The following is a 20,467-nucleotide window of genomic DNA, read 5'->3' on the forward strand; positions in this document are numbered from 1 at the left end:
TTTCGATCCTCCCCCGGCGGGGGAGGATCGACTAGCGCTCGATCTCTAAGCGGGCGCCCAAAGCGAGACCGCCAGTCCTTCCAGATAGTCAGCGGCAACCTTGGCTGCATCCGCGTCGTACAGGTCGGCGAGCGCGACAGGATCGAGCGCCTTCGCGACGTCGAGTATCCCCCGCCACGGTGCCAGCGCCCCCGGCCATGACGGCAGCGCGACCGCCGCGCCAAGCTCTGCGAGACGTTCCGCCTTGCGGGTCTGTTCACCGAAATACCGCCATTCGGGCGCGCAGACATAAGGCCGGCCGACGCGTGCGATCTCGTGCACCGTGTTGTCGCCGGCCGATGCGATGACGACGTCGGCGGCGGCGATGTGGTCGGTGACGCCGGGCACCCAGCCGAGCTCGACGAGATTGCCGAAGTCCGTCTCATGCCCCTCGCGGTGGACCGGCCCGAGCACCAGCCACAGCGCATCCGGCACCGCGCGCGCCGCCATCGTCAACGGCGCGTAGGGCGTGCCCGCGCCGCCGCCGCCGGTGAGGACGACGATGATTTCCTTGGTCGGATCGAGGCCGAGTTTCGCACGCGCCTCGGCCTTGGTCGGGACGGGGTCGACGGTCGTGCACAGGCCGCCGGCGTAGCACGTGTTGGCGCGGACCCAGTCCGGCGTGTCCGCCTGTTCGAGCGCCTCGCCGAACGGCGCGAGCAGGCCGACGCTCGCCTGGTATGCACCCAAATGACCGGGATCGAGGCGGTCGCCGTGCATCCGGATGCTGATCGCGGGCACGCTTGCGATCCGGGCCAGCAGCGCGATCTCGGCGGAAACGTCGACCACGAACAGCGCCGGATCGACGTCGTCGAGATGGTCGATGATCGTCCGCATCGTCGCGCGCGTCTTCGCGACCCCTAGCGGGACGCAGTGCATCACCTCGGGCGTCGCCTGAGCGAACAGCCCCGGCGTCGGCACCGGCGCGCCAATCATGTCGGGTAGCGCGGCGATCGTGATCGGTCGCTCGAACCCGTCGAACAGCGACGGCTTGGCGGTCAGGATCGTCACCGCGCGCTCGGCAGGCAGTTCGCGGATGATCGCCATCGCACGGTTGGCGTGGCCGCGACCCTGGTGGTGGATGAAGAACGTGATCGGCTTGGTCATGCCGAACGTTGTACCGATCCGGCCTCCGATGGCGATTGATATCGATCAGCATAGTTCGCGCTTAGTCCGAATGCCGCCTCGACCTCGGGATCAAGCCACGCGGTGATGTGTTCGGCATCAGCAGGCGCGAGTTCGGGATAAGCCGTCGGAACATAAGGCGCATAGCCTTGCCCCTTGTAGCTGGTGATCGGCACATATTCTTCGCGCCGTGCAATCCCGGTCGCCTCGGACAACGCCTCGACGAACGCCGACGGCGCGCGCGCGAACGCATCATAGCCCAGCAACGCGATGTTGTGCGTGCGGTTGGTCAGCGACACCCAATGGCGAAGTTTCGCGGTGCGCTTGGCGATGCAATTGGCGAAGCGTTCGCCGGTTTCCGGATCGCGCTCGTGCAGCATCTCGTCGCCCTGCATCGGATGCCCCGGCTCGATGGGACCGAAATGATCGTCCCAATAACTATGCCACTGGCTGCGGATGAACACGTCGAACGGCTGCGCCTTGAGGTCCGGGTGCGCGTGCCATGGCTGGCGGTGAAGGCTACGGGTCCAGTCGAACGCATCGCGCGCGACGACCAGCACCAGCGTATCCTTCACGAACAACGTCTGCGGCGGCACGAACCAGTGCTTGAAGCCGAATTCCTCGGTGATCGTCACGCTCGGCATGTTGGCTTCAATGGCCCGCGTGACGAGATTGGTCCCGCTGCAGCGCTGGCCGTAAACCTGGACTCGCGTGATCGGCACGTCGCCGCGTTTGACGATCCGCAAGCCCGGCAAAGGCTGAAGCCAGTTCAAGGTTTTAACATGCGGTTTGGCGGCGATCGACATGGGGACTGCCGCTAGCGCCGACTGGCCTTTCATACAACTATCCCACCTCGCAGCGTGACGGGGAACCGCTTCGACGATCGCGGTGGTATTCGGAAATATACCGGACAAACGCCGGGTCCATGCGGCCGCCATGATCGCGAACCATCACGGCTTGCCCGGCCCTGCTTCGTACGTTCCCGACGGGAACGCGTTTAACACCAGCGAGACCCTGCAACCGGCGGCCGCCCGGATCGTCATCGTCGACGACGATCCGCGCCTGCGCGAACTGCTCGTCGAGTTTCTCCTCGATCACGGGCTTCAGGTCGAGGCCGTGGAAAGCGGGGCGGCATTGCGGGCCCGACTGGGGCGATCACCCTGCGACCTGATCGTCCTCGACATGATGATGCCCGGGGAAGACGGACTTTCGGTCTTGCGTACGCTGCCGCAAGGGGCTGCGGCGCCGGGGGTGATCATGTTCTCCGCGCTCGGCGGAGAGGTGGACCGGGTGGTCGCGTTGGAACTGGGCGCCGACGATTATGTGACGAAACCCTCCAGTCCGCGTGAGATCCTCGCGCGGATACGTTCGGTCCTGCGGCGTCGCGGGACCGGCGTGACGCCACCCGACGTTCCCGCGGTCGTCGACGCCCTGCATGGGGGAGTGAACGGGACGTTCGCGTTCGCCGGCTGGATGCTCGACTGCCGGATGCGCCTGCTGCACGCACCGGACGGCGCGATCGTCCGGCTTACCGATGGCGAGTATCAACTGCTCAACGTGTTCGTCTCGGAACCGCAGACGGTTCATACGCGCGACGACGTGATCGCGCGGTCCGGCCGGACCGAGATCATGGCGCGGGGCCGTACCATCGACGTGAATATCAGTCGGCTCCGGCGCAAACTGCTGGCGTTCGATCCGAGCGAGATCATCCGCACCGTCCGCGGCAACGGCTATATCTTCATGCCGGTGGTCGTCAAAAAATAGGGGTTGGGTCGGTCCGATTGCTGTGCTGGCATGGACGCGGTACATTTCTCCGATGCACACAAAACCCATTAGCCAAGCGCATATCGCCGCGTGAATCGTGTCGACGCGCACCAGCATTTCTGGGCCTATTCGCGGTCAGAATTCGGCTGGATCGATCCCGAGAGCGTGCTCGCGCGGGATTTTTTGCCTGCCGATCTGCTGCCGATGCTCGATGCCGCGGCTATCGATGGCTGTATCGCGGTGCAGGCGCAGCAGACCGAGGCTGAAACCCGCTGGCTGCTGGAGCTTGCTTCCGCGTATCCGCGGATCATGTGGGTGGTCGGCTGGATCGATCTGCAGGCCGACGACATTGCCGAACGGCTGGAAACATGGTCGGGATCGTCCAGGCTGGTCGGTTTCCGGCATATCGTTCAGGATGAACCGGACGACGACTTCCTACTGACACCGGATTTCGTGCGCGGGGTCCGGGCGACCGTCGAGCGAGGTTTCAGCTACGATATTCTCGTCAAGCCACGCCAGGCGATCCACGTCCGCAGGTTCTGCGATCTGGTTGCGAACGGGCTGTCGGCGCCGCCGCGGCTGATCCTCGATCACGGTGCGAAGCCCGCCATCGCCCACGGTGGCTGGCAGCCCTGGGCGGACGGTATCGTCGAAATGGCGCGGGTGCCGTCGCTCTACTGCAAGATTTCCGGGCTCGTCACCGAAGCGGATCACGCGACGTGGACGGCGGACCAGATCGCGCGGTATCTCGACCATCTGCTCGCATGCTTCGGGCCGGATCGCCTGATCTTCGGCTCCGACTGGCCGGTCTGCCGCCTTGCCGCCGAGTATCGCCAGGTCGTCGACCTGATCGACGGGTTCGTCACGCGCGCTTGCCCGGAGGCGCGGGACGCGATCTTCGGCGGCAATGCTCGGGCGGCCTATGGGGTCTAGAGGTTCACGCCCGACCAGTCGCCGCGGCTGATCCGTTCCGCCGCTTCGGCGATCGCAGACCAGGCGGCTGCGTCGTCGCGGAGTTCGGGGGGAAAGCCCAGTCCGGCATCGATCAGGCGCGCGACGACCTCGGTCGGCGTTCCATCGCGTGCCGCAGAGGCGAGGCGATCGCCGGCTGGATCGACGATCGGGGTATTGTCGCGGGCACGTTGCATCAGGAACGCTACCCACGCGCCGAGCGCGGTGACGACGCCGGCGGGCATGCGACCCGCACGGCGGTTGGCAACGAGCGTGTCGCCCAGCCGGTAGGGCAGCTTCTGCGAACCGTCCTGCGCGATCTGGTCGAGCCGGTGGACGATGACCGGATTGCGAAACCGCTGGAGCACGGCGGCGCGGTAGGCGTCCAGGTCGAGGCCGGGGGTGTGGGCTAGCATCGGGATGATGTCGTCGCGGATCATCGCATCGACGAACCCGGCCAGTGTCGCGTCGTTCATCGCGTCCGCCACGCTCGCCGCGCCACGGAGCAGGCCGACATAGGCAAGCGTCGAATGCGCCCCGTTGAGAATCCGCAGCTTCGCCTTCTCATAGCTCGCGACATCGGTCGTGATCGTTGCGCCGACAGAGGCCAGGTCGGGGCCGAGCGGCGTGCCGATGTCCTCGATCACCCACTGTGCAAAGGATTCGCGCTGAACGGCAGCGAGGTCTTCGAGCCCGATCGCCTCGGCGACGTCGTCGTAAAGTGCCGAGTCGGATGCGGGTGTGATCGAATCGACCATCGTTGAAGGGACGCGCACCTCGCCTGCGATCCAGTCCGCCAAGTCCGGATCCGTAGCGCGAGCGAACGCGACCAGCGCGGCGTGGAGCTTGGCACCGTTGTTGGCGAGATTGTCGCACGGCATCGGCACGAACGGCGCGATCCGAGCCTCCCGGCGCGCGGCGAGGCCGGCGACCAGCCATCCGACCAGACTGCGCGGCGTTGCGGTCCCGGCGAGATCATGCACGATATCGGGGTGCGACAGGTCGAGCGCGCCGTCACTGGCGAGGCAATAGCCCTTCTCGGTCACGGTCGACGTCACCAGCCGGACCGCGGGATCGGCGAGCAGCGCATGCGTCTCGGCCGCGTCGTCGGGCCCCAGGAACCGGCGATGCGCGCCGATCACCCGGTTGGACGAGTCCGCGTCGCGAATTGCGAGCGTGTACAGTCCGTCCTGGTCGGCGAGCGCGGCGACCGTCCGCTTGCTGCGCATCGAGACCGCCGCAATGCCCCAGCGCGGGTCATCGCCCAACAGCGCGTCGATATACGCCGCCTGATGCGCGCGGTGGAATGCGCCCGGCCCGAAATGGACGATACCGATCGCCGGGAGAGGGCGGCCTCGCGGGCCATCAATCTCGGCCGGAAGCTGATCGAGCGTCGCAAGCGTCAATCGTGTCAAAGCGTCACTCCACGTTTCCAGATGGCGATCTCGCGTTCGCCGTTGCGCTCGGCAGCAGTCTCTCGACGCGATCGAATAGCCGTATTCCATAAAATCCGCTGCCGGGCGATGGCGTCACGCGCGATCTCTTGGCCGCGCGTGACAGCCTGGGACAACGTCAGCACGGCCTGCCCAGTATCTATCGGGTCGCCGGCCTTGCCGTCCCGCAGCAGCGTCGCCGCGCTGCGGCCCGCACGGACTATCACGGCATCGACCATTCCGAACCCTTCGCCCGCAACCTACGCGCAGAACCGCATAGTCTCAAACCGGCGCATGACGCACGCGCTAAGCTACAGGGAAGCGTCGTGCGGCCGGGCAAATGGTACGGTAACCCCGTCTCTATCAAACCCGAGAATGCTAGGCGACCGGAGGACGTGTTTCCCTACGGTACCAGCCGCACCGAGAGACGATTGGACCGGTGCATGACATCCGCCCAAAGGATTAGTTGCTGTCGGAATTGTCGCCATCGTCGATCGCGAGATACAGGCCACCACCGACCGCGATTGCGGCAAGAGCGATGATGATGAAACCGCCATCGGCGATCTTGCTCTTCCTTGCGCTCGGCGTACCGGCGCGTACCGAACTGACGGTCGAGAGGCTCGATGCCGAATTCGCCTTCGCCGCGTTGGTGAGGATTGGCATAGCTTCGTCGGCCAAGCTGACTCAGCTTGCATATCTGCTGGAATTCAGGTTCTTCCTCGTCGAAATAAGCAGGTATCGTTGCTGAGGAATCTATGAGACCCTCGCTACTTAGCTGTAGGGATGTTGCACATGCCGATCGCCTTGACGCTTATCGCCGCTGTCGTCTTCGTGGCCGCAGTTTTCGCGTTCATACTTGCGCGAAAACGAGCGGAGCACCGCTGGAGGTTTTCAGGGAGCCGTCGCGACACTGACCCAAAACCTTGGATTTTGCGCGTAGGCAGGCCGCGTTTGCAAATGGCATCCGCAAAATCGCGTGCCAACAGGAAGCACGTTCGTTAGCCGCTCACCTTGGCTATTTCTCGCTGGGATCGAAGACGTCAGGATCGTACGGGGCTGGGGCGCGCGGAACTGTAACATTCGGTGTTTGGCGCAGAGCCTTCGGTAGGATATCAAGGATAGGTGACTGGTGTTCTACCGAAAGCCGAATATGACCATTATTGGCGTAGCAGGTATACGCTGCCTGATCGTGTGGGACTGCCCCTCAAAATAATAGCGACAGGCTCGCTGGAAATGGCGCTTGTCGAGTTTGAGGACGGGGTTCGTCATTTCGTTACCCTGACATCCGTCCGAGTTCGAAGACAGGGACGTCAAGCCGCCCCGCGCGCCCCCTCCTCGTCGGGGTAGGGTTCATCCGGACCATGTCGTAGCGCTGCGGCGGGATTGCCGGCTGAATGGTACGGACTTCGCAGCATCCGGGACTAGTCGGGTCGGCAGATAGCCTGTCTCTGACCCGCTCGCGCTTAGGAGCCCTTTCATTGTGTCGCTCAGACGGTCGAGGTCGCGTCGTCTTCCTTCATCCAACTGCCGATTCGGGAGCGAACGCTTGGCGCTAGCGCAGCCCAGTTTCACTCTTCGGTCGCGCCAGGCGGCGTTCGCCTCGTTTGTCGACGCGGCAAAGACTTGCAATAGCACGGCCCACTGGCACCGTCCGGGCGCGAGTTCCTGGTGCGTCGGACTATTTTTACTCGATCGCGCCGCTAGCCAATGCCGAGGTTCAAAAAGCTGCGCGACCAGGTGGCAATTTTCTCGTCGTGGCATCATCTCTGCCTTACGGAGTATAGCTCCGACATATTTGACCGGGAAAGTACCGTGGATAAATCTCCTGCTGATCACGTGCCCGAGCAATCGACAGTTCGCTATCAGACCGACTGGAGAGGCAAGGCCGCGCCAGTGCGCCTGAGGTCGCGGCTGAATTTCATCGAAGCGCAACGACAGATCATCGGGATGAAAAGGCGAACGAAGGCAGTTTTCGGCATTTTACTAGGGATAATCATAAGCGCTGTAATCTGGGGCGTAATCGTCGCTTTCGTAGTATAGCAAAGTACCGCCCTGTGGCGGGGCTGCCTTAAGTATCAGGCCTGTTACCATGATGTAATCTAATCATATCATTGGTTAAAGATCCCCTTGCGGACTTTGCCAATCTGTATTGGCGTGTGACGATTGATGATGAGCTTCGTCGAATCCAAATTTTTGAACTGCCTAGTTGTGCCATGAGCATGGGCGGGAGCGCCAGCATTTTAAGGTATACTTGCCCGGCCCTTTCGAGCTCGACCAGCATTTGTAAGGCCGTATCGGCAGACAGGATCAGCGTGGTCGCATTCCTTCGATCCCGGGCAGAGCGCAGCGCTCCCCAGCCTCTTCCTGATTATTCTTGTGGGCGTAAGGCAGTTTTGGAAATTCACGAACGTTGCTAAGGACTTGCCGAGGGAGCACTTATGCAGCGACGAGTTTCAGTGCAGGGCAAGCACGTAAAAGTGAGCATCGAACAGACGGGCCCCAGCGACTGGTCGGCTTCCGCGGAGCATCTGGGCCATTTGCTTGTTGTGAGCGGTTCCACCGCGAATCGGGCGGCGTCGGACTGGAGCGAGGCGGCGAACCGAGCATCGACAGAAAACTTTCAGTAAAGCAGGTTCACGTAGCAGGGGCTCGCAGTGGCACCTTCTTCGGATCTCCGCAGGGCCGAGCATTATTCGGATCGCAACCTATCGCTGCCACACCATAGCCGAGGCGTAGACCTCGTGTTCGCGTCGGGTGAGAATGCCCGCACCCTGCCTGTCGGCCCCCCAACGACAGGCAGGGGGCAATTCCCCGGGCTCCGCTATCGGAGCTTCTCAAGGGCGTGCCGCGTTGCATGCATGCCTGTCGCCCCGGTGCCGAGCGCCGCGAACAGGTCAATCTGTTGCTCCTCGATCCAGACGATGATGCTCGGCATGACGATGCTGTGACGATCCTGCCCCGTAGCCTGGCGGATGAGGCGGTGTTGCAGTCCGACGGCAGCGCTCGCCATTCGCTAGCTTGCGACCGACACAGCAGCGATCGATGCGGCTACGGCCACTTCGACCGCATGTCGACGGGCAGCGCCGACTTGCATAGCCGATGCCCGAGGTTGAATGCTACAGTCACGCCGAGCAGGTTCAAGGCGGGAAAGCCCGCAGTGTCGCTAAGGGCCTGAGCGCAGTGTGACGTCTGCTTCATTGCTGCCCCGATGTCGATGTCGATGTCGATGTCGATGTCGATGTCGATGTCGATGTCGATGTCGATGTCGGGGGCTGTCGCGGTCGCGTGTCGTCATTTCGTCGCGGTTCGAACCGCGATGTCACTTTCACTCGCGAAGCCTGCGACCGGCAGGCGGTTATGCTGGGTTAATCTGAAAGGGCTACAGCGCTAAGCATCTAAGAATGCATGGAAAAGGAAGAAGGATGCTTCCGTTTTTGACGACCCTGACGCTCGCTATTCTCGTCACCGTTTGCGGTGCCGGCTGCGCGTTTTTTGTTGTACGCCGCCGGGCAGAGCAGAGGAAGCGCGCTCAACAGACGGCGCAAGAAACCCGAGAGCGTCACGCCGCGATATGGAACGCGGCGCAAGGCCACGCTCATTCCGACTAACGGCCTGTATCACCAAATCGGGAATAACTACCCGGGACAGCTTCGGCCGTCATGCGCGTCGGCCCGTCAGGCTGCCGTCGCGGTTGCCGGGACCGCGGCAACGTCATTAGCGGCGCGAGTACGTCGAATCGCTGCCGCTTCAGCCTGAATGGCGGCGGCCCGAGTTCTGCGGTAATCCCCGAGTTCTGCGGTAATCAAAGTAGAGGGCGATCAGGGAAAACATGGAAACCTCGCGCACGTCGTTGCCGCTTCGCAACGTCGACGCGGCCTGTGGACGTGGGCAGACCTGCCCGCAAATGCGCTCCCCCCAGGCGCGATTGCTTTAAATACAACCGCGTGTTCTGATACTCATGCGGGCTTGGGAATCCGGTCGAGCAAGGCGGTCAAGGCCTCTCCCTGGAAGGTATGTGGCCGGACTTGGCGATCGGGGAGGGACAAGCGCAGTCCCCGCCGATCTGAACGTTGCATATCGCGAACCCTCACGGCCAACGCGAAAAGCGTTCCCTCGAACAGTATCTCGCAAGATTGATCGTCCGACTGCTCGGTGACAGGCATTCGAACTAGTGTTGCCTGCTCTTTCCACGGCATTTCCATCGATTACATTCCCCCTGATTGCTCTCGACGTACCACCCAATGCGTGTGATCGAATTGATGTACGGCAGTTTGATGCCGATTTGGTCGTACCGTCTTGATCGTCGCGCTGGAAGGCAGGCGTCGCGGCGTGCAAAGGGGCGTTGCGCCTGCCGCGACACCGTGTGTGCCTTAGTCGGTTTCGCTGGTGCCGCTGCCGTCGTCTGTCGACTTCCCTTCACCCTCGGCAACCTTATCGTCGTCGCGTTCGATCGCTTGCTCATATGCGGCACTTTCGTCGGCGATGCCCGCCTCGGCGCTCTTTTTCGCCGTGTCCTTGAAGTCAGCGTTGCCCGGGTCGGTTTGCTTGCCATCTGTCATGGTTCACTCCTGTATTGGAACGACATCAACGCGTAGTCGCGCCGTGTGGGCTCCCCTCATTGAGGTCCCCTCCCGCCCTACGTTAAAGAGCGCAGGCTTCCGAGTAAGGCCGCCTGGTATGCTAGGTCGTCCGCAACGGGCGCTGCCGCCGGTGCAACGCTACTTCCAGTCTCGACCGACGCAGTCGACCTCCCTAGGCACCGATATCGCGGCCGCGATCATGAAGGTTCGCAACCAACGCGGTCTTCAAGCGAAGGGCGACGGTAGCCGATCCAAGCTCACAACACGGCTACCTGCTGCGTAAGTCGCGAGTAGATCGCGGATCCGACGACAACGCACGCCGACTTATCCATGTGGGGGGGCAGGCAGCCGATGGCGTTCCCTACGTACATGGGTAACGCAATCGTAGTAGTGATTCTCGAAGATCCGGAGCGAAAGTTCCCACTCCGCCTGCTAGATCGCTATCTGGCCGCTGCGCCCGTGCCGCTCTGCCATCATTCCGAACACCGACGCGCTGAGTGGCCTTACAAACAACAGGCCTGACGACACGCCGTCAGACCAGATGATCCGGGCCAGCAATGGCGCCAGGGTGGGAAGCGTCATGATCACGGTATCACCGACAGGTAGTGTCGCAACCAGTTACACACGGCAACCGACGTGGGAAAGATCGCTTACTTTTGCCGTCCTACGCCCGAACCTGATGCTGCTTAGTTTGCTGGTGATAGTAACGGGGTAACGGTGCGCGTCACGCGGAGTCTTGCTGGGTGGCCTGCCATGTTCCGAACGCCTGTTTGATATCATGACCGCCACCGTTTGCTTGGCGTCAAATACGGGCATGCAGCGGTTACGTTCCCCTACGGCGGTTACTGCGCACGCTATTGTAACAATCTTCTACCCAGCGGGTTGGCGATTGCGGTGGCTGGCGGCGATGGGGGCTGATTATTTGGGCGCCACCCTTAACGGAAACATAAATACAGGATTGGAGCCCATAGCATTATTGTCGGCAAAATTGCAAAACTCATGCCGCGCAATATTGAATGCCCCCTATCGGTCAAAGGAACTTTAGGAACCGCCGGCATACGCGTCCGCGTCGCCCGGCGGGAAGTCTTTTGTCGTGACGAGGCTCTAGGAGGCCGGACGCGTGTATGCGTCCGCCGTCCGGCAGCCGAAAGGGGTCTCGGTTGCATGAATTGTCTCCGCCGATGGCCGTTAATCGCGTCACCCGCTGCTATCGCCGGCGGCGGAGCGTAGGGCGTTCCCGAACTCTTCGGCTTGGTGCGGCTTGTGCGCATCCACGACGGCATGCCGGCGGCATAACCATCCGGCGTCCTAACCTATGTTGGTCGCATAAGATAAACGTAGATCTCAGCAAAAAGACGCATTCCAGGAAAATAAGTTATCGCGTGCGGAAAACTCTTCCTCAAAAATATTGAAAGCTCTGATCGGGTGCCACGCAATCAGTGCTGAAGAATTGTTCGCATGAACTTGTTTGCGTACATCGTACTCTTGTCGAGCAAGGTGGCGGCTGAGCGCGATCAAACGGCATTCGACGATTGTCAGGTTCAAGGCTGCATAGCTTCGGCAAAGCAGATACCAGCTATTGGCACGTGGCAACACGGCTGAGTTTACCGTCGATAATTCACCAGGCGGAAGCACTGGCGAACGCATGCAACCTGCAGGTTTGCGCGAAGTGCCGCGATTCACAGCGCCGGTGTTTGGTATCTAAGCCACGCCAAGCCAGCAGGGTCCCGATCGCCATGGCGAAGGCGGACAATCGGCTCGTGAAACTGGTGCGCTCGATCGTTGGCAAGGCCAACGCGCTTTAGGTTCGAGGAACCACGTTCACGCTGCACACCTTCGAACGCGCAGGCGAGCTTCGGGCACTTCTCGCCCGACAGTATCAGGCAAGATCGGCGGTAAGAAGCAACATCACTCTGGCGTCGTACGACGGGTGCAAGAAGATCCAGCTTGCCGTGTCGGAATTGGTCGCACGCAGTTGATAGCGAGACCGTGATACGGCCATGCGCGCCGCCAGGCTCGCAAGCCTCCGCGCAATGTCGGCGTCCTCGCAAGCGAGAAAATGGCTCCCTGAGTAGGATTCGAACCTACGGCCACTCGATTAACAGTCGAGAGCTCTACCGCTGAGCTATCAGGGAACGTTGCCGGAGGCGGCTCTATAAACGGCCGGTCGGACGATGCAAGCAGGTTTCGCCGCAAAAATGCAAAGTCCGCGATAAACCGAGGTCAGGCGACGAACTGCTCCATGGTAATACGGTCGTCGAGGGCGTGTTCGGGATCGAACAGCAGGGTCAGTTCGCGGGCGCGGTCCATACAGATGTCGACCTGCGCGACGTCGCGGATCTCGCGCTGGTCGGCGACCGCGGAAACGGGGCGCTTGCCGGGATCGAGTACGCGGACACGAATGCGCGCCTTGTCGGGCAGGATCGCGCCGCGCCAGCGCCGCGGGCGGAACGGGCTGATCGGCGTCAGCGCCACCATGCCCGAGCCGAGCGGCAGGATCGGGCCGTGTGCGGAAAGGTTGTACGCCGTCGACCCGGCCGGGGTGGCGACCAGGATGCCGTCGCAGGCGAGTTCGGCAAGCACGACGCGGTCGTTCACCGTGATCTCGAGGTTCGCGGTCTGACGCGTCTCGCGCAGGAACGAGACTTCGTTGATCGCGGGCAGCGTGTGGGTGCGGCCGTCGACGCCGATCGCGGTCATACTGAGCGGGATGACCTTGAACGGCTTCGCGCGCTCCAGACGGTCGGTGAGGCCGTGATGGCGCCATTCGTTCATCAGGAAGCCTACCGTCCCAAGGTTCATGCCGAACACCGGGACGGGCGGCTTGCGGCGCTCCAGCATCGTATGCAGCGTCTGCAGCATGAAGCCGTCGCCGCCGAGCGCGATGATCACGTCCGCCTCCTCGGGCGACACCCACTCGCCCATGTCCGCGAGTTCGGCTTCGGCGGCACGAGCAGGCGGCGTGTTGGACGCAACCAGCGCCCGCCGCTCGTACCGGCTCATCCGCCGGTGACGCTCATGTGGCGCGCGACCGCCGGGCCCTCGCCCTGACCGATGCGGAAGTCGTGCGCCTTGGGCTTGGCGAACAGGCCCGCATCGATCGCCGCGTCGAGGCCGGCGGTGCCGCCGTCGCGCAATGCTGCCTTCAGGTCGACCTGATCGTCATGCCCCAGGCACATGTAGAGCTTGCCTTCGGTTGTCAGGCGAACACGGTTGCAGCCCTCGCAGAAATTGGCGGTCAGCGGCGAGATCAGCCCCAGCCGGGTCTTCGTGCCATCGACGTTCCAGTACCGCGCGGGGCCACCGGTCTTGTGCGCGTCGCGGGCGAGCGTGAACTGCTGGCCGAGCTCGTCGAACACCTTGGTCAGCGGCAGGAAGCGATCCGTACGGTCTTCGTCGATCGCGCCCAGCGGCATCGTCTCGATCAACGACAGGTCGAAGCCCTCGTCGCGGCACCATGCGAGCATCGGCGCGATCTCGTCCTCGTTGAAGCCCTTCAGCGCGACCATGTTGATCTTGATCGCCAAGCCGGCATCACGGGCGGCGTAGATGCCACCGATCACCTGGGCGACGTCGCCGTGGCGTGTGATGTAGCGGAAGCGCTCGGGATCGCGGCTGTCCATGCTGACGTTGACGCGCCGAATACCCGCATCGACCATCGCCTCGGCATGTTGCGCGAGGCGCGTGCCGTTGGTGGTCATCGTCAGCTCCTCTAAGCCGGACCCGATATTGTGACCGAGACGCTGGACGAGTTCGGCGACGTCGCGGCGGACGAGCGGCTCGCCACCCGACAGGCGGATCTTGGTCACGCCGCGCGCGATGAAGCGCTCGGCGATGATCGCTATTTCCTCAAGGCTCAGCAGTTTGCTGCGCGGCAGGAACGTCATCTTTTCGGACATGCAATAACGACAGCGCAGGTCGCAGCGATCGGTCACCGATATCCGCAGATACTTGATCGTGCGACCGTGCGTGTCGCGCAACGGCTTCTGGTCGAGGGCTGGCGCGATTGTCATCTCCCCCGAGCTAGGACGCGAGTGTCCCACTAACAAGGCCGGATCGGCTGGTATTGGATTGGCGCGCGGCGATACGGCGGCTAGGCTCGCACCGATGGAGCGGGGTGCGACGGATATGGAAGACATGCAGACGGCAACGACGCTGTTCGCACTATCGTTCCTTCAACGTGACGAGATCACCGAGATCTTGGCGAGCGCCGGGGCCGGTGCGGGATGGCAGGCGGTGGTCGCGGGCGACGATGACGGGTTGGAAAGCCGGTTCCTGGCAAGCGGTGCCGCAGTCGCATTGATCGATGCGCGCGGCGCCCTCGACGATGGATTGTCGGCGACGCGCCGGCTCGGCGGGCTCGTCGCCACCAACGGAGCCGCATTGCTGGTCCTGGTGTCGCGCGGCGATGTCGAGGCTATCGGCGAATTCTTCGACGCGGGGGCGACGCAGTTCCTGGCCAGCCCGGCAAGCGAAGGCGAACTCGTCCAGGCGCTGCGCTTCGCGGGGCGCCATGCGGCGCGCGCGTCGGGCGGCGCGATCGATCGGCGGGGCATACCGGGAGCCTCGCAATATGACCGGGAAACTGGCGAAGCGCGGCGCTGGATCGTCAGGCGTATCGCCGAGGAGCGGCCAGTGGCGGTGGTGCTGGTCGCTTTGTCGCGGCTCGACATCGTCAATGCGGCGCATGGCCGTCCCGCGGCCGACAGCCTGATCGAGGCGGCCGTGCTGCGTGCGGAGACGGTCGCGCGCGAGGCGATCGGGGTCGATGCGATGGTCGCGCGGCTCGGCGGATCGGAGTTCGTCCTGGTGATCGAAGCGTCGGGCGCGGCGGTGACGGCCGCGATCACCGCGCTGGATGCGGCGCTGGCACGGCCGTTCGTGGTGGCGGATACGCGCGCCGTGCTCGGGTGCCGCTTCGGCGTGGCGCAGCGCCAGCCGGGCGACGATGCGGCGGCGTTGCTGCGCCGCGCGAGCGAGGCGCTGGCGGAAGCGAAGGCGAGCGACGGGTCGGTGCTGCACGTCGCGCTGCCCGACGGCGTCGCGCCGATCGACGCGCTGGCGATCGACCTCCACCACGCGATCGAGCGCGACGAGATCGATCTGCGCTGGCAGCCACAGGTCGAGATCGCGAGCGGCAAGATCACCGGGGTCGAGGCCCTTGCACGGTGGAGCCACCGCAAGCTCGGGCCGCTCGGCGCCGATACGCTGTTCGACGCCGCCGATCGTGCCGATCTGGGCATCGCGTTGTCGGACCATATCCAGCGGCTGGTGCTGGCGCGTGCGGTCGCATGGCCGGAGATGCTGGGGACGTTGCGCGTGTCGCTGAACCTGACGGCGGCGGATATCACCCGGCCGGGGTTTGCCGCGCTGTTCCTGGCGCGGATCGACGAGAGCGGGTTCCCGCGCGGGCGACTGACCGTCGAGATCACCGAGACCGGACTGATCGAGGATCTGGCGGCGGCGTCCGCGTTGCTGGCGGAACTGCGCGGGGCAGGGTGCCGGGTCGCGATCGACGATTTCGGGACGGGCTATTCGAGCCTTGCCTATCTGAAGTCGTTGCCGCTCGATTACGTCAAGATCGACAAGTCGCTGGTGCGCGACATCGACGGCAGCGCGCGGGACCGCGTCGTTGTCGCCGGTGCGATCACGATGGCGCGTTCGCTGGGTCTCGCGGTCATCGCCGAGGGCGTCGAGCGGCCGTCGCAGCTCGAATTGCTCGCCGCGGGTGGATGCAGCCTGTACCAGGGGTTCCTGCTGTCCGAACCGGTCGGCGAGGCGGCCTTGCTGGAATTGATGGCGCGGGAGTGACGAACTGATGCGACGGACGATGCTACCCCTCGCGCTGATGGCGATCGCGACGCCCGCGATCGCGGCGACGCCGGCCGAGACCGCGATCCGATCGAGCATGGAGGCGAGCGCGGCGGGCTGGAATGCGGGCGAACTCGCGCGGTTCATGGCGGTGTACGCCGACGACGCGGTGTTCGTGACGCCGAAGGGGCTGCTCCGCGGCAAGCCGGCGATTGCCGACAAATATCGTTCGAGCTTCCGCGGCGTCGGCAATGTGCGCGGCAAGCTGTCGTTCGCGTTCCTGGAGATGCGTGGTCTGGACCCGGCGCATGCGATCCTGTTCGCACGGTGGACGCTGACCGGGGCGACGACGAGCGAGACGGGCATGACGACGCTCGTCTTTGAGCGTCGCGGTGCCGCGTGGAAGATCATTTCGGATCACAGCAGTTGACCGGTCCAACGAACGATGCGGGATGACGCGATGACACACCGGCTCGACCGGGCGACGGCAGCACGATTTGCCGGCCTGACGCTGGGGCATCTGACCCGCGAATGGCCGTACAAGCTCGATCAGGTGCTGGACGGGCCCGGCGACCTCGCGCTGCCCAGGACGCTGCATCCGGTGTTCCACGGCAGTTTCGACTGGCACAGCTGCGTGCATGGCTGGTGGCAGGTGATGCGGCTCGCGCGGCTGTATCCGGACATCGCCGAGGCTGCAGCGGTCGAGGCTCTTGCGGACCAAATGCTCGTGCCTGCGCTGATTGCCGGCGAGGTGGCATATCTCGATCGTCCGGGCACGGGTGGGTTCGAGCGGCCTTATGGCTGGGGATGGCTGCTCGCGTTGCACGACGAGTTGGCGTTGCGTCCCGACCGGCCCTGGGCGGCGGCGGTCGAGCCGTTGGCACGCGCGTTCGCAGCCCGGTTTGCGGCATATCTGCCGAAGCTTATCTATTCGGTGCGGAGCGGGAAGCATGACTGCACCGCGTTCGCGCTGGTCCATGCGCTGCGCTGGGCGCGAACGCACGATGCCTCGCTCGCTGCACTGGTCGTGACGCGCGCGCGACACTGGTATGGCGACGATCGCGACTATCGACCGTTCGAGCCGAGTGGGGAGGATTTCCTTTCGGCGACGTTGTGCGAAGCCGCGCTGATGAAGGACGTGTTGGGCGCCGAGTTCGCCCCGTGGCTGGCGGCATTCCTCCCCGATCCGTTCGGTATGGCGACGGCGTGCCTTCGCTCCCCCGCCATCGTCAGCGACCGATCGGACGGCCGCCTCGCGCATCTCGACGGCGTAAACCTGTCGCGGGCATGGTGCTGGCGGACGATCGCCGATGCGTTGCCCGATCCTGCTGCCGCGCGGGCTATCGCCGACGCGCATCTCGCCGAGGCGCTGCCGCATCTCTCCGACGACTATATGGGCGAGCATTGGCTGGCCACGTTCGCGCTGCTCGCGCTGGAGGCCGACCCATCCGACCAGAAGGGGCTGGCATAGGGGACCGCACTGCCTAAGGTCGCATCATCGAACGATAAGAGAGTGATGATGCAAAGACGCCTGCCGTTCCTGGCCTTGCTGGCCCTTTCGACCACCACGCTGGCGCAGACGCCCGCGGCGCCCTCGGCCGCCGATCCGAACGCGTATCTAGAGGATATCCACGGCGCGCGTGCGCTCGACACGGTGAAGCGCTGGAACACGCGGTCGCTCGCCGCGCTCGAAGCCAAGCCCGGATATGCGCGCTATCGCCAGCGTGCGCTCGACCTGTTGCAGGCAGACCGCCAGATCGCGACGCCCGACCGGATCATCGGCGATCAGGTGCTGAACCTGTGGCAGGACAAGACGAACGTGCGCGGCCTGTGGCGGGTCGCCTCGCTCGCGTCGTTCACCAGCGGCAAGCCGGTGTGGCGGAAGCTGATCGACGTCGACGCGCTCGGCAAGGCGGAGGGCAAGAGCTGGGTCTGGAAGGGCGCGACGTGCCGCTCGCCATCCGATGATCGGTGCATGGTCGCGCTGTCGAACGGCGGCGGCGATGCGGTCGAGGAACGCGAGTTCGACATCCCCTCGGGCAAGTTCGTCGCGGACGGCTTCCTCGTCCCGAGCTTCAAGACCCGGCTGAACTGGGCGGGACCGGACGCGCTGTACGTCGCGACCGATTTCGGCTCTGGCAGCCTGACCAAGTCCGGCTATCCGCGGACCGTGAAGCGCTGGCAGCGCGGGACGCCGCTCGCATCGGCGACGATCGTCACGAGCGCGACGGCGGACGACGTCGGGATCGACACCAGCGTCTTCACGGAGGGCGACCGACATTACCCCGTCGTCTCGCGCAACGTGGATTTCTTCCATTCGAAGCGGAGCCATGTCGCCAACGACGGCCGCCTGGTGCCGTCGCCGCTGCCCGACGATGCGGTGGTGAACACGGTGCTCGACGGGCGCCTGATCGCGACGCTCGCCTCCGACTGGAACGGGATGCCGAGCGGTTCGGTGGTCGCGTACGGCATTGCCGACGTGCTGGCAGGGCGCGCGCCGACGATCGAGCGCGTGCTGGTGCCGACCGCGACGCAGGCGGTCGAACAGGTCGATTCGAGCAAGTCGGTGCTGTGGGTGAAGATGCTGGACGACGTCTCGGGGCGGCTGGTGTCGCTGACCCGCGGCGCGGACGGGCGATGGGCGCAGTCGGTGTCCGCGCTGCCGACCGCGTCGACGATCCATCTCGATGCGACCGCGGGCAAGGACGACGTCGCCTTCGCGATGGTCGAGAGCTTCCTCAAGCCACCCGCGCTCTATGCCGTCCGCCCCAACGCAAGGCCGGTGACCGTCGACACGCTGCCCGCGCGCTTCGATGCGTCCCAGATGCAGGTCGAACAGCGGTTCGCGACGTCGAAGGATGGCACGAAGATCCCGTATTTCCTCGTCCGCAAGAAGGGCGCGCCAGGATCCGGGGGGGGCCCCGTGCCTGCGCTGGTCCACGCGTACGGTGGGTTCCGTAACGCACAGACGCCAACCTACCTCGTCGACCAGCCCTATCGCTCGGGCCCGGCCGGGCTGTTCTGGGTCGAGGAGGGCAACGCGTTCGTGCTCGCCAACATCCGCGGCGGCGGCGAATACGGGCCGCGCTGGCACCAGATGCCGCTGCGCGAGAACCGGCAGAAGGCATATGACGATCTCCACGCGGTCGGCGACGATCTGGTGCGGACCGGCGTCAGCGCCAAGCGCAAGATCGCGGTGTCGGGACGCTCGAACGGCGGCCTGTTGGTCGGCGTCGCGATGGAGCAGCGGCCCGATCTCTACGGCGCGATCGTGATGGGATCGCCGCTGCTCGACATGCAGCGCTATTCGCATCTGTCGGCAGGCGCATCGTGGATCGGCGAATATGGCGACCCGGACAAGCCCGCGGATTGGGCGTTCATCTCGCAATATTCGCCCTACCAGAACCTGAAGCGCGGCGTGAAATACCCGACGCCGTTCATCTACACCTCGACCGAAGACGACCGCGTCCACCCCGGCCACGCGCGCAAATTCGCCGCGCGGCTGGAGGCGTATGGCGACCCGTTCTTCTATTACGAGAACCCGGAAGGCGGCCACGCGGCGGGCGCCGACAAGATCGAGGACGCCAAGCGCGCCGCGCTCGTCACCGTCTATCTGAACGCGCAACTCGCGCCACAACGCTGATCGTCAGGAATTCCAAGATGCGTAATTTCCGTCTGTTTCTTAGCGCCGCGATGCTGGCGCTGCCCGTTTCGTTGATCCCTGCGCCCGTGCTGGCCGCACCAGCCGAGACGAGCGCGTTCGCGTCGCTCTCGAAGCGCTATGTCGATGGCCTCGCCCGCCTCAATCCGTCGTCGGCGACATCGCTCGGCGATCACCGCTTCGACACGCAGATCACCGACATGTCCGCCGCAGGACGCACCAGGCGCGAGGCGTTCTCGAAGGCGATGCTCGCCGATCTCCAGCGGATCGACCGCAAAGCCCTGTCGCGTGAGGAGCAGGTCGATGCGGCGCTGCTCGACAATGCGCTGCGCTACGACATCTGGGATACCGAGACGCTCGGCGGATGGGCGTGGGACCCGCAGGTCTACAACGACATCGCCGGGAGCTCCCTCTATTCGCTCGCCGCGCGGGACTTTGCGCCGTGGCCGCAGCGGCTGAACGCGGCGACCGCGCGGATGGCGGCGCTTCCCGCGTTGCTGGCCCAGGCACGCGCGAACATCGTCCCCGCCCGCGTGCCGTCGATCTACGCGACGACCGTGGCGAAGCAGAACAGCGGCATCGTCGACATCGCCGAGAGCATGCTCGCCCCGCACAAGGGCGAGTTGTCCGCAGCGGACGCCAAGCGGTTCGACGCCGCGCTCGTGAGACTGAAGGCGGCGGTCGCCGAGCACCAGGTCTGGCTCGACAAGACGCTCGTTCCCGGCGCGAAGGGCGACTTCCGCCTTGGCGCGGCGCTCTACGACAAGAAGCTCGGCTTCGCGTTGCAATCCGACCTCACCCGGGCCGAGATCAAGCGCCGCGCGCAGGCCGCGATCGTCGACACGCGCGCGCAGATGTACGCGATCGCGCGCCAGATATTCGGGGCCACAAAGGGCGCGCTGCTGCTTCCCGACAAGCCGTCCGAAGCGCAGCAACAGGCCGCAATCCAGCTCGCGCTCGAACTCACCTACGCCAAGCGCCCCGCCCGCGACGGCATGATCGACGCCTCGACCAAGGCTCTGGCACAGGCGACCGCCTTCGTCCGCGACAAGGGGTTGGTCGGCATGCCCGACAGCCCCGTGCAGATCATCACCATGCCAAAG

General features: G+C 64.5%; 19 protein-coding genes, 1 tRNA gene and 1 pseudogene. 8 read left to right on the forward strand and 13 right to left on the reverse strand.

Going from position 1 to position 20,467, the window contains the following annotated elements; translation table 11 throughout:
• Positions 1 to 45: 45 nt before the first annotated feature.
• Both AC1MH0_RS18330 and AC1MH0_RS18335 read right to left on the reverse strand, forming a co-directional pair.
• Positions 46 to 1,146, reverse strand: coding sequence for a glycosyltransferase (locus AC1MH0_RS18330; protein ID WP_480963947.1), 1,101 nt, complete (start codon positions 1,144 to 1,146; stop codon positions 46 to 48).
• Positions 1,143 to 2,003, reverse strand: a complete 861-nt coding sequence (locus AC1MH0_RS18335; RefSeq protein ID WP_480963948.1) for a hypothetical protein — start codon at positions 2,001 to 2,003, stop codon at positions 1,143 to 1,145. The genes AC1MH0_RS18330 and AC1MH0_RS18335 overlap by 4 nt, the downstream gene beginning before the upstream one ends.
• A 97-nt stretch (positions 2,004 to 2,100) precedes the next feature.
• On the opposite strand from AC1MH0_RS18335, the gene AC1MH0_RS18340 reads away from it, so the two are divergent.
• Positions 2,101 to 2,928 carry a response regulator gene (locus AC1MH0_RS18340; RefSeq protein ID WP_480963949.1) on the forward strand — a complete coding sequence of 276 codons (828 nt, stop codon included), beginning with the start codon at positions 2,101 to 2,103 and terminating at the stop codon, positions 2,926 to 2,928.
• 90 nt (positions 2,929 to 3,018) lie between these two features.
• On the forward strand, positions 3,019 to 3,861 hold the full coding sequence (locus AC1MH0_RS18345) for an amidohydrolase family protein (RefSeq protein ID WP_480963950.1): 843 nt from the start codon (positions 3,019 to 3,021) through the stop codon (positions 3,859 to 3,861).
• On the opposite strand, the gene AC1MH0_RS18350 is transcribed toward AC1MH0_RS18345, so the two are convergent.
• The 8 genes from AC1MH0_RS18350 to AC1MH0_RS18385 all read right to left on the reverse strand — a co-directional run bounded on the left by AC1MH0_RS18350 (position 3,858) and on the right by AC1MH0_RS18385 (position 11,539).
• Positions 3,858 to 5,294 carry a mannitol dehydrogenase family protein gene (locus AC1MH0_RS18350; protein WP_480963951.1) on the reverse strand — a complete coding sequence of 479 codons (1,437 nt, stop codon included), beginning with the start codon at positions 5,292 to 5,294 and terminating at the stop codon, positions 3,858 to 3,860. The two genes, AC1MH0_RS18345 and AC1MH0_RS18350, sit on opposite strands and share 4 nt — an antisense overlap.
• Positions 5,291 to 5,551, reverse strand: coding sequence for a hypothetical protein (locus AC1MH0_RS18355; RefSeq protein WP_480965810.1), 261 nt, complete (start codon positions 5,549 to 5,551; stop codon positions 5,291 to 5,293). Before AC1MH0_RS18355 ends, AC1MH0_RS18350 begins: the two co-directional genes overlap by 4 nt.
• 223 nt (positions 5,552 to 5,774) lie before the next feature.
• Positions 5,775 to 5,990: a hypothetical protein gene (locus tag AC1MH0_RS18360; RefSeq protein WP_480963952.1), complete on the reverse strand. Its 216-nt coding sequence runs from the start codon at positions 5,988 to 5,990 to the stop codon at positions 5,775 to 5,777.
• Positions 5,991 to 8,133: 2,143 nt separating this feature from the next.
• A complete protein-coding gene (locus tag AC1MH0_RS18365) occupies positions 8,134 to 8,322 on the reverse strand; it encodes a hypothetical protein (RefSeq protein ID WP_480963953.1) in 189 nt (62 codons plus the stop codon).
• Between the two features lie 38 nt (positions 8,323 to 8,360).
• Entirely contained in the window at positions 8,361 to 8,510 is a 150-nt protein-coding gene (locus tag AC1MH0_RS18370; protein WP_480963954.1) for a hypothetical protein, read from the reverse strand.
• Positions 8,511 to 9,682: 1,172 nt separating this feature from the next.
• Entirely contained in the window at positions 9,683 to 9,871 is a 189-nt protein-coding gene (locus AC1MH0_RS18375; RefSeq protein ID WP_480963955.1) for a hypothetical protein, read from the reverse strand.
• 453 nt (positions 9,872 to 10,324) lie between these two features.
• Entirely contained in the window at positions 10,325 to 10,474 is a 150-nt protein-coding gene (locus AC1MH0_RS18380; RefSeq protein WP_480963956.1) for a hypothetical protein, read from the reverse strand.
• A gap of 762 nt (positions 10,475 to 11,236) precedes the next feature.
• Complete coding sequence (locus AC1MH0_RS18385; RefSeq protein ID WP_480963957.1) at positions 11,237 to 11,539, reverse strand: hypothetical protein; 303 nt, start codon at positions 11,537 to 11,539, stop codon at positions 11,237 to 11,239.
• 179 nt (positions 11,540 to 11,718) lie between these two features.
• On the opposite strand from AC1MH0_RS18385, the gene AC1MH0_RS18390 reads away from it, so the two are divergent.
• The gene (locus tag AC1MH0_RS18390; protein WP_480965788.1) at positions 11,719 to 11,871 is read left to right on the forward strand and encodes a DUF3164 family protein; all 153 of its coding nucleotides are present in this window, start codon (positions 11,719 to 11,721) and stop codon (positions 11,869 to 11,871) included.
• An 81-nt stretch (positions 11,872 to 11,952) separates the two neighbouring features.
• On the opposite strand, the gene AC1MH0_RS18395 is transcribed toward AC1MH0_RS18390, so the two are convergent.
• The 3 genes from AC1MH0_RS18395 to moaA all read right to left on the reverse strand — a co-directional run bounded on the left by AC1MH0_RS18395 (position 11,953) and on the right by moaA (position 13,905).
• Positions 11,953 to 12,027: transfer RNA gene (locus tag AC1MH0_RS18395), tRNA-Asn, on the reverse strand.
• Positions 12,028 to 12,115: 88 nt separating this feature from the next.
• Positions 12,116 to 12,895 carry an NAD kinase gene (locus AC1MH0_RS18400; protein WP_480963958.1) on the reverse strand — a complete coding sequence of 260 codons (780 nt, stop codon included), beginning with the start codon at positions 12,893 to 12,895 and terminating at the stop codon, positions 12,116 to 12,118.
• On the reverse strand, positions 12,892 to 13,905 hold the full coding sequence (gene moaA, locus AC1MH0_RS18405) for a GTP 3',8-cyclase MoaA (protein WP_480963959.1): 1,014 nt from the start codon (positions 13,903 to 13,905) through the stop codon (positions 12,892 to 12,894). Before moaA ends, AC1MH0_RS18400 begins: the two co-directional genes overlap by 4 nt.
• Before the next feature lie 124 nt (positions 13,906 to 14,029).
• Between moaA and AC1MH0_RS18410 the strand changes: the two genes are divergently transcribed.
• The 5 genes and pseudogenes from AC1MH0_RS18410 to AC1MH0_RS18430 all read left to right on the forward strand — a co-directional run.
• On the forward strand, positions 14,030 to 15,703 hold the full coding sequence (locus tag AC1MH0_RS18410; protein WP_480963960.1) for an EAL domain-containing protein: 1,674 nt from the start codon (positions 14,030 to 14,032) through the stop codon (positions 15,701 to 15,703).
• Positions 15,704 to 15,710: 7 nt separating this feature from the next.
• Complete coding sequence (locus AC1MH0_RS18415) at positions 15,711 to 16,133, forward strand: YybH family protein (RefSeq protein WP_480963961.1); 423 nt, start codon at positions 15,711 to 15,713, stop codon at positions 16,131 to 16,133.
• Positions 16,134 to 16,163: 30 nt separating this feature from the next.
• Complete coding sequence (locus tag AC1MH0_RS18420; protein ID WP_480963962.1) at positions 16,164 to 17,174, forward strand: DUF2891 domain-containing protein; 1,011 nt, start codon at positions 16,164 to 16,166, stop codon at positions 17,172 to 17,174.
• A gap of 48 nt (positions 17,175 to 17,222) precedes the next feature.
• Positions 17,223 to 19,346 (forward strand): prolyl oligopeptidase family serine peptidase, encoded by a 2,124-nt coding sequence (locus AC1MH0_RS18425; RefSeq protein WP_480963963.1) that lies wholly within the window; start codon positions 17,223 to 17,225, stop codon positions 19,344 to 19,346.
• A 50-nt stretch (positions 19,347 to 19,396) separates the two neighbouring features.
• Positions 19,397 to 20,407 (forward strand): annotated as a pseudogene (locus AC1MH0_RS18430) (DUF885 family protein); the annotation flags it as partial.
• Positions 20,408 to 20,467 lie beyond the last annotated feature (60 nt).

Source organism: Sphingomonas sp. AP28 (assembly GCF_056680455.1).

What these genes read in the sequence shown, in the direction of transcription:
- AC1MH0_RS18410 (WP_480963960.1), top strand. Translation starts at nt 14,030, where the DNA reads ATGCAGACGGCAACGACGCTGTTCGCACTATCGTTCCTTCAACGTGAC.
- AC1MH0_RS18385 (WP_480963957.1), bottom strand. Translation starts at nt 11,539, where the DNA reads ATGCGTTCGCCAGTGCTTCCGCCTGGTGAATTATCGACGGTAAACTCA.
- AC1MH0_RS18415 (WP_480963961.1), top strand. Translation starts at nt 15,711, where the DNA reads ATGCGACGGACGATGCTACCCCTCGCGCTGATGGCGATCGCGACGCCC.
- AC1MH0_RS18425 (WP_480963963.1), top strand. Translation starts at nt 17,223, where the DNA reads ATGCAAAGACGCCTGCCGTTCCTGGCCTTGCTGGCCCTTTCGACCACC.
- AC1MH0_RS18420 (WP_480963962.1), top strand. Translation starts at nt 16,164, where the DNA reads ATGACACACCGGCTCGACCGGGCGACGGCAGCACGATTTGCCGGCCTG.
- AC1MH0_RS18375 (WP_480963955.1), bottom strand. Translation starts at nt 9,871, where the DNA reads ATGACAGATGGCAAGCAAACCGACCCGGGCAACGCTGACTTCAAGGAC.
- AC1MH0_RS18380 (WP_480963956.1), bottom strand. Translation starts at nt 10,474, where the DNA reads ATGACGCTTCCCACCCTGGCGCCATTGCTGGCCCGGATCATCTGGTCT.
- AC1MH0_RS18370 (WP_480963954.1), bottom strand. Translation starts at nt 8,510, where the DNA reads ATGAAGCAGACGTCACACTGCGCTCAGGCCCTTAGCGACACTGCGGGC.
- AC1MH0_RS18365 (WP_480963953.1), bottom strand. Translation starts at nt 8,322, where the DNA reads ATGGCGAGCGCTGCCGTCGGACTGCAACACCGCCTCATCCGCCAGGCT.
- AC1MH0_RS18330 (WP_480963947.1), bottom strand. Translation starts at nt 1,146, where the DNA reads ATGACCAAGCCGATCACGTTCTTCATCCACCACCAGGGTCGCGGCCAC.
- AC1MH0_RS18400 (WP_480963958.1), bottom strand. Translation starts at nt 12,895, where the DNA reads ATGAGCCGGTACGAGCGGCGGGCGCTGGTTGCGTCCAACACGCCGCCT.
- AC1MH0_RS18340 (WP_480963949.1), top strand. Translation starts at nt 2,101, where the DNA reads ATGATCGCGAACCATCACGGCTTGCCCGGCCCTGCTTCGTACGTTCCC.
- AC1MH0_RS18335 (WP_480963948.1), bottom strand. Translation starts at nt 2,003, where the DNA reads ATGAAAGGCCAGTCGGCGCTAGCGGCAGTCCCCATGTCGATCGCCGCC.
- AC1MH0_RS18355 (WP_480965810.1), bottom strand. Translation starts at nt 5,551, where the DNA reads ATGGTCGATGCCGTGATAGTCCGTGCGGGCCGCAGCGCGGCGACGCTG.
- moaA (WP_480963959.1), bottom strand. Translation starts at nt 13,905, where the DNA reads ATGACAATCGCGCCAGCCCTCGACCAGAAGCCGTTGCGCGACACGCAC.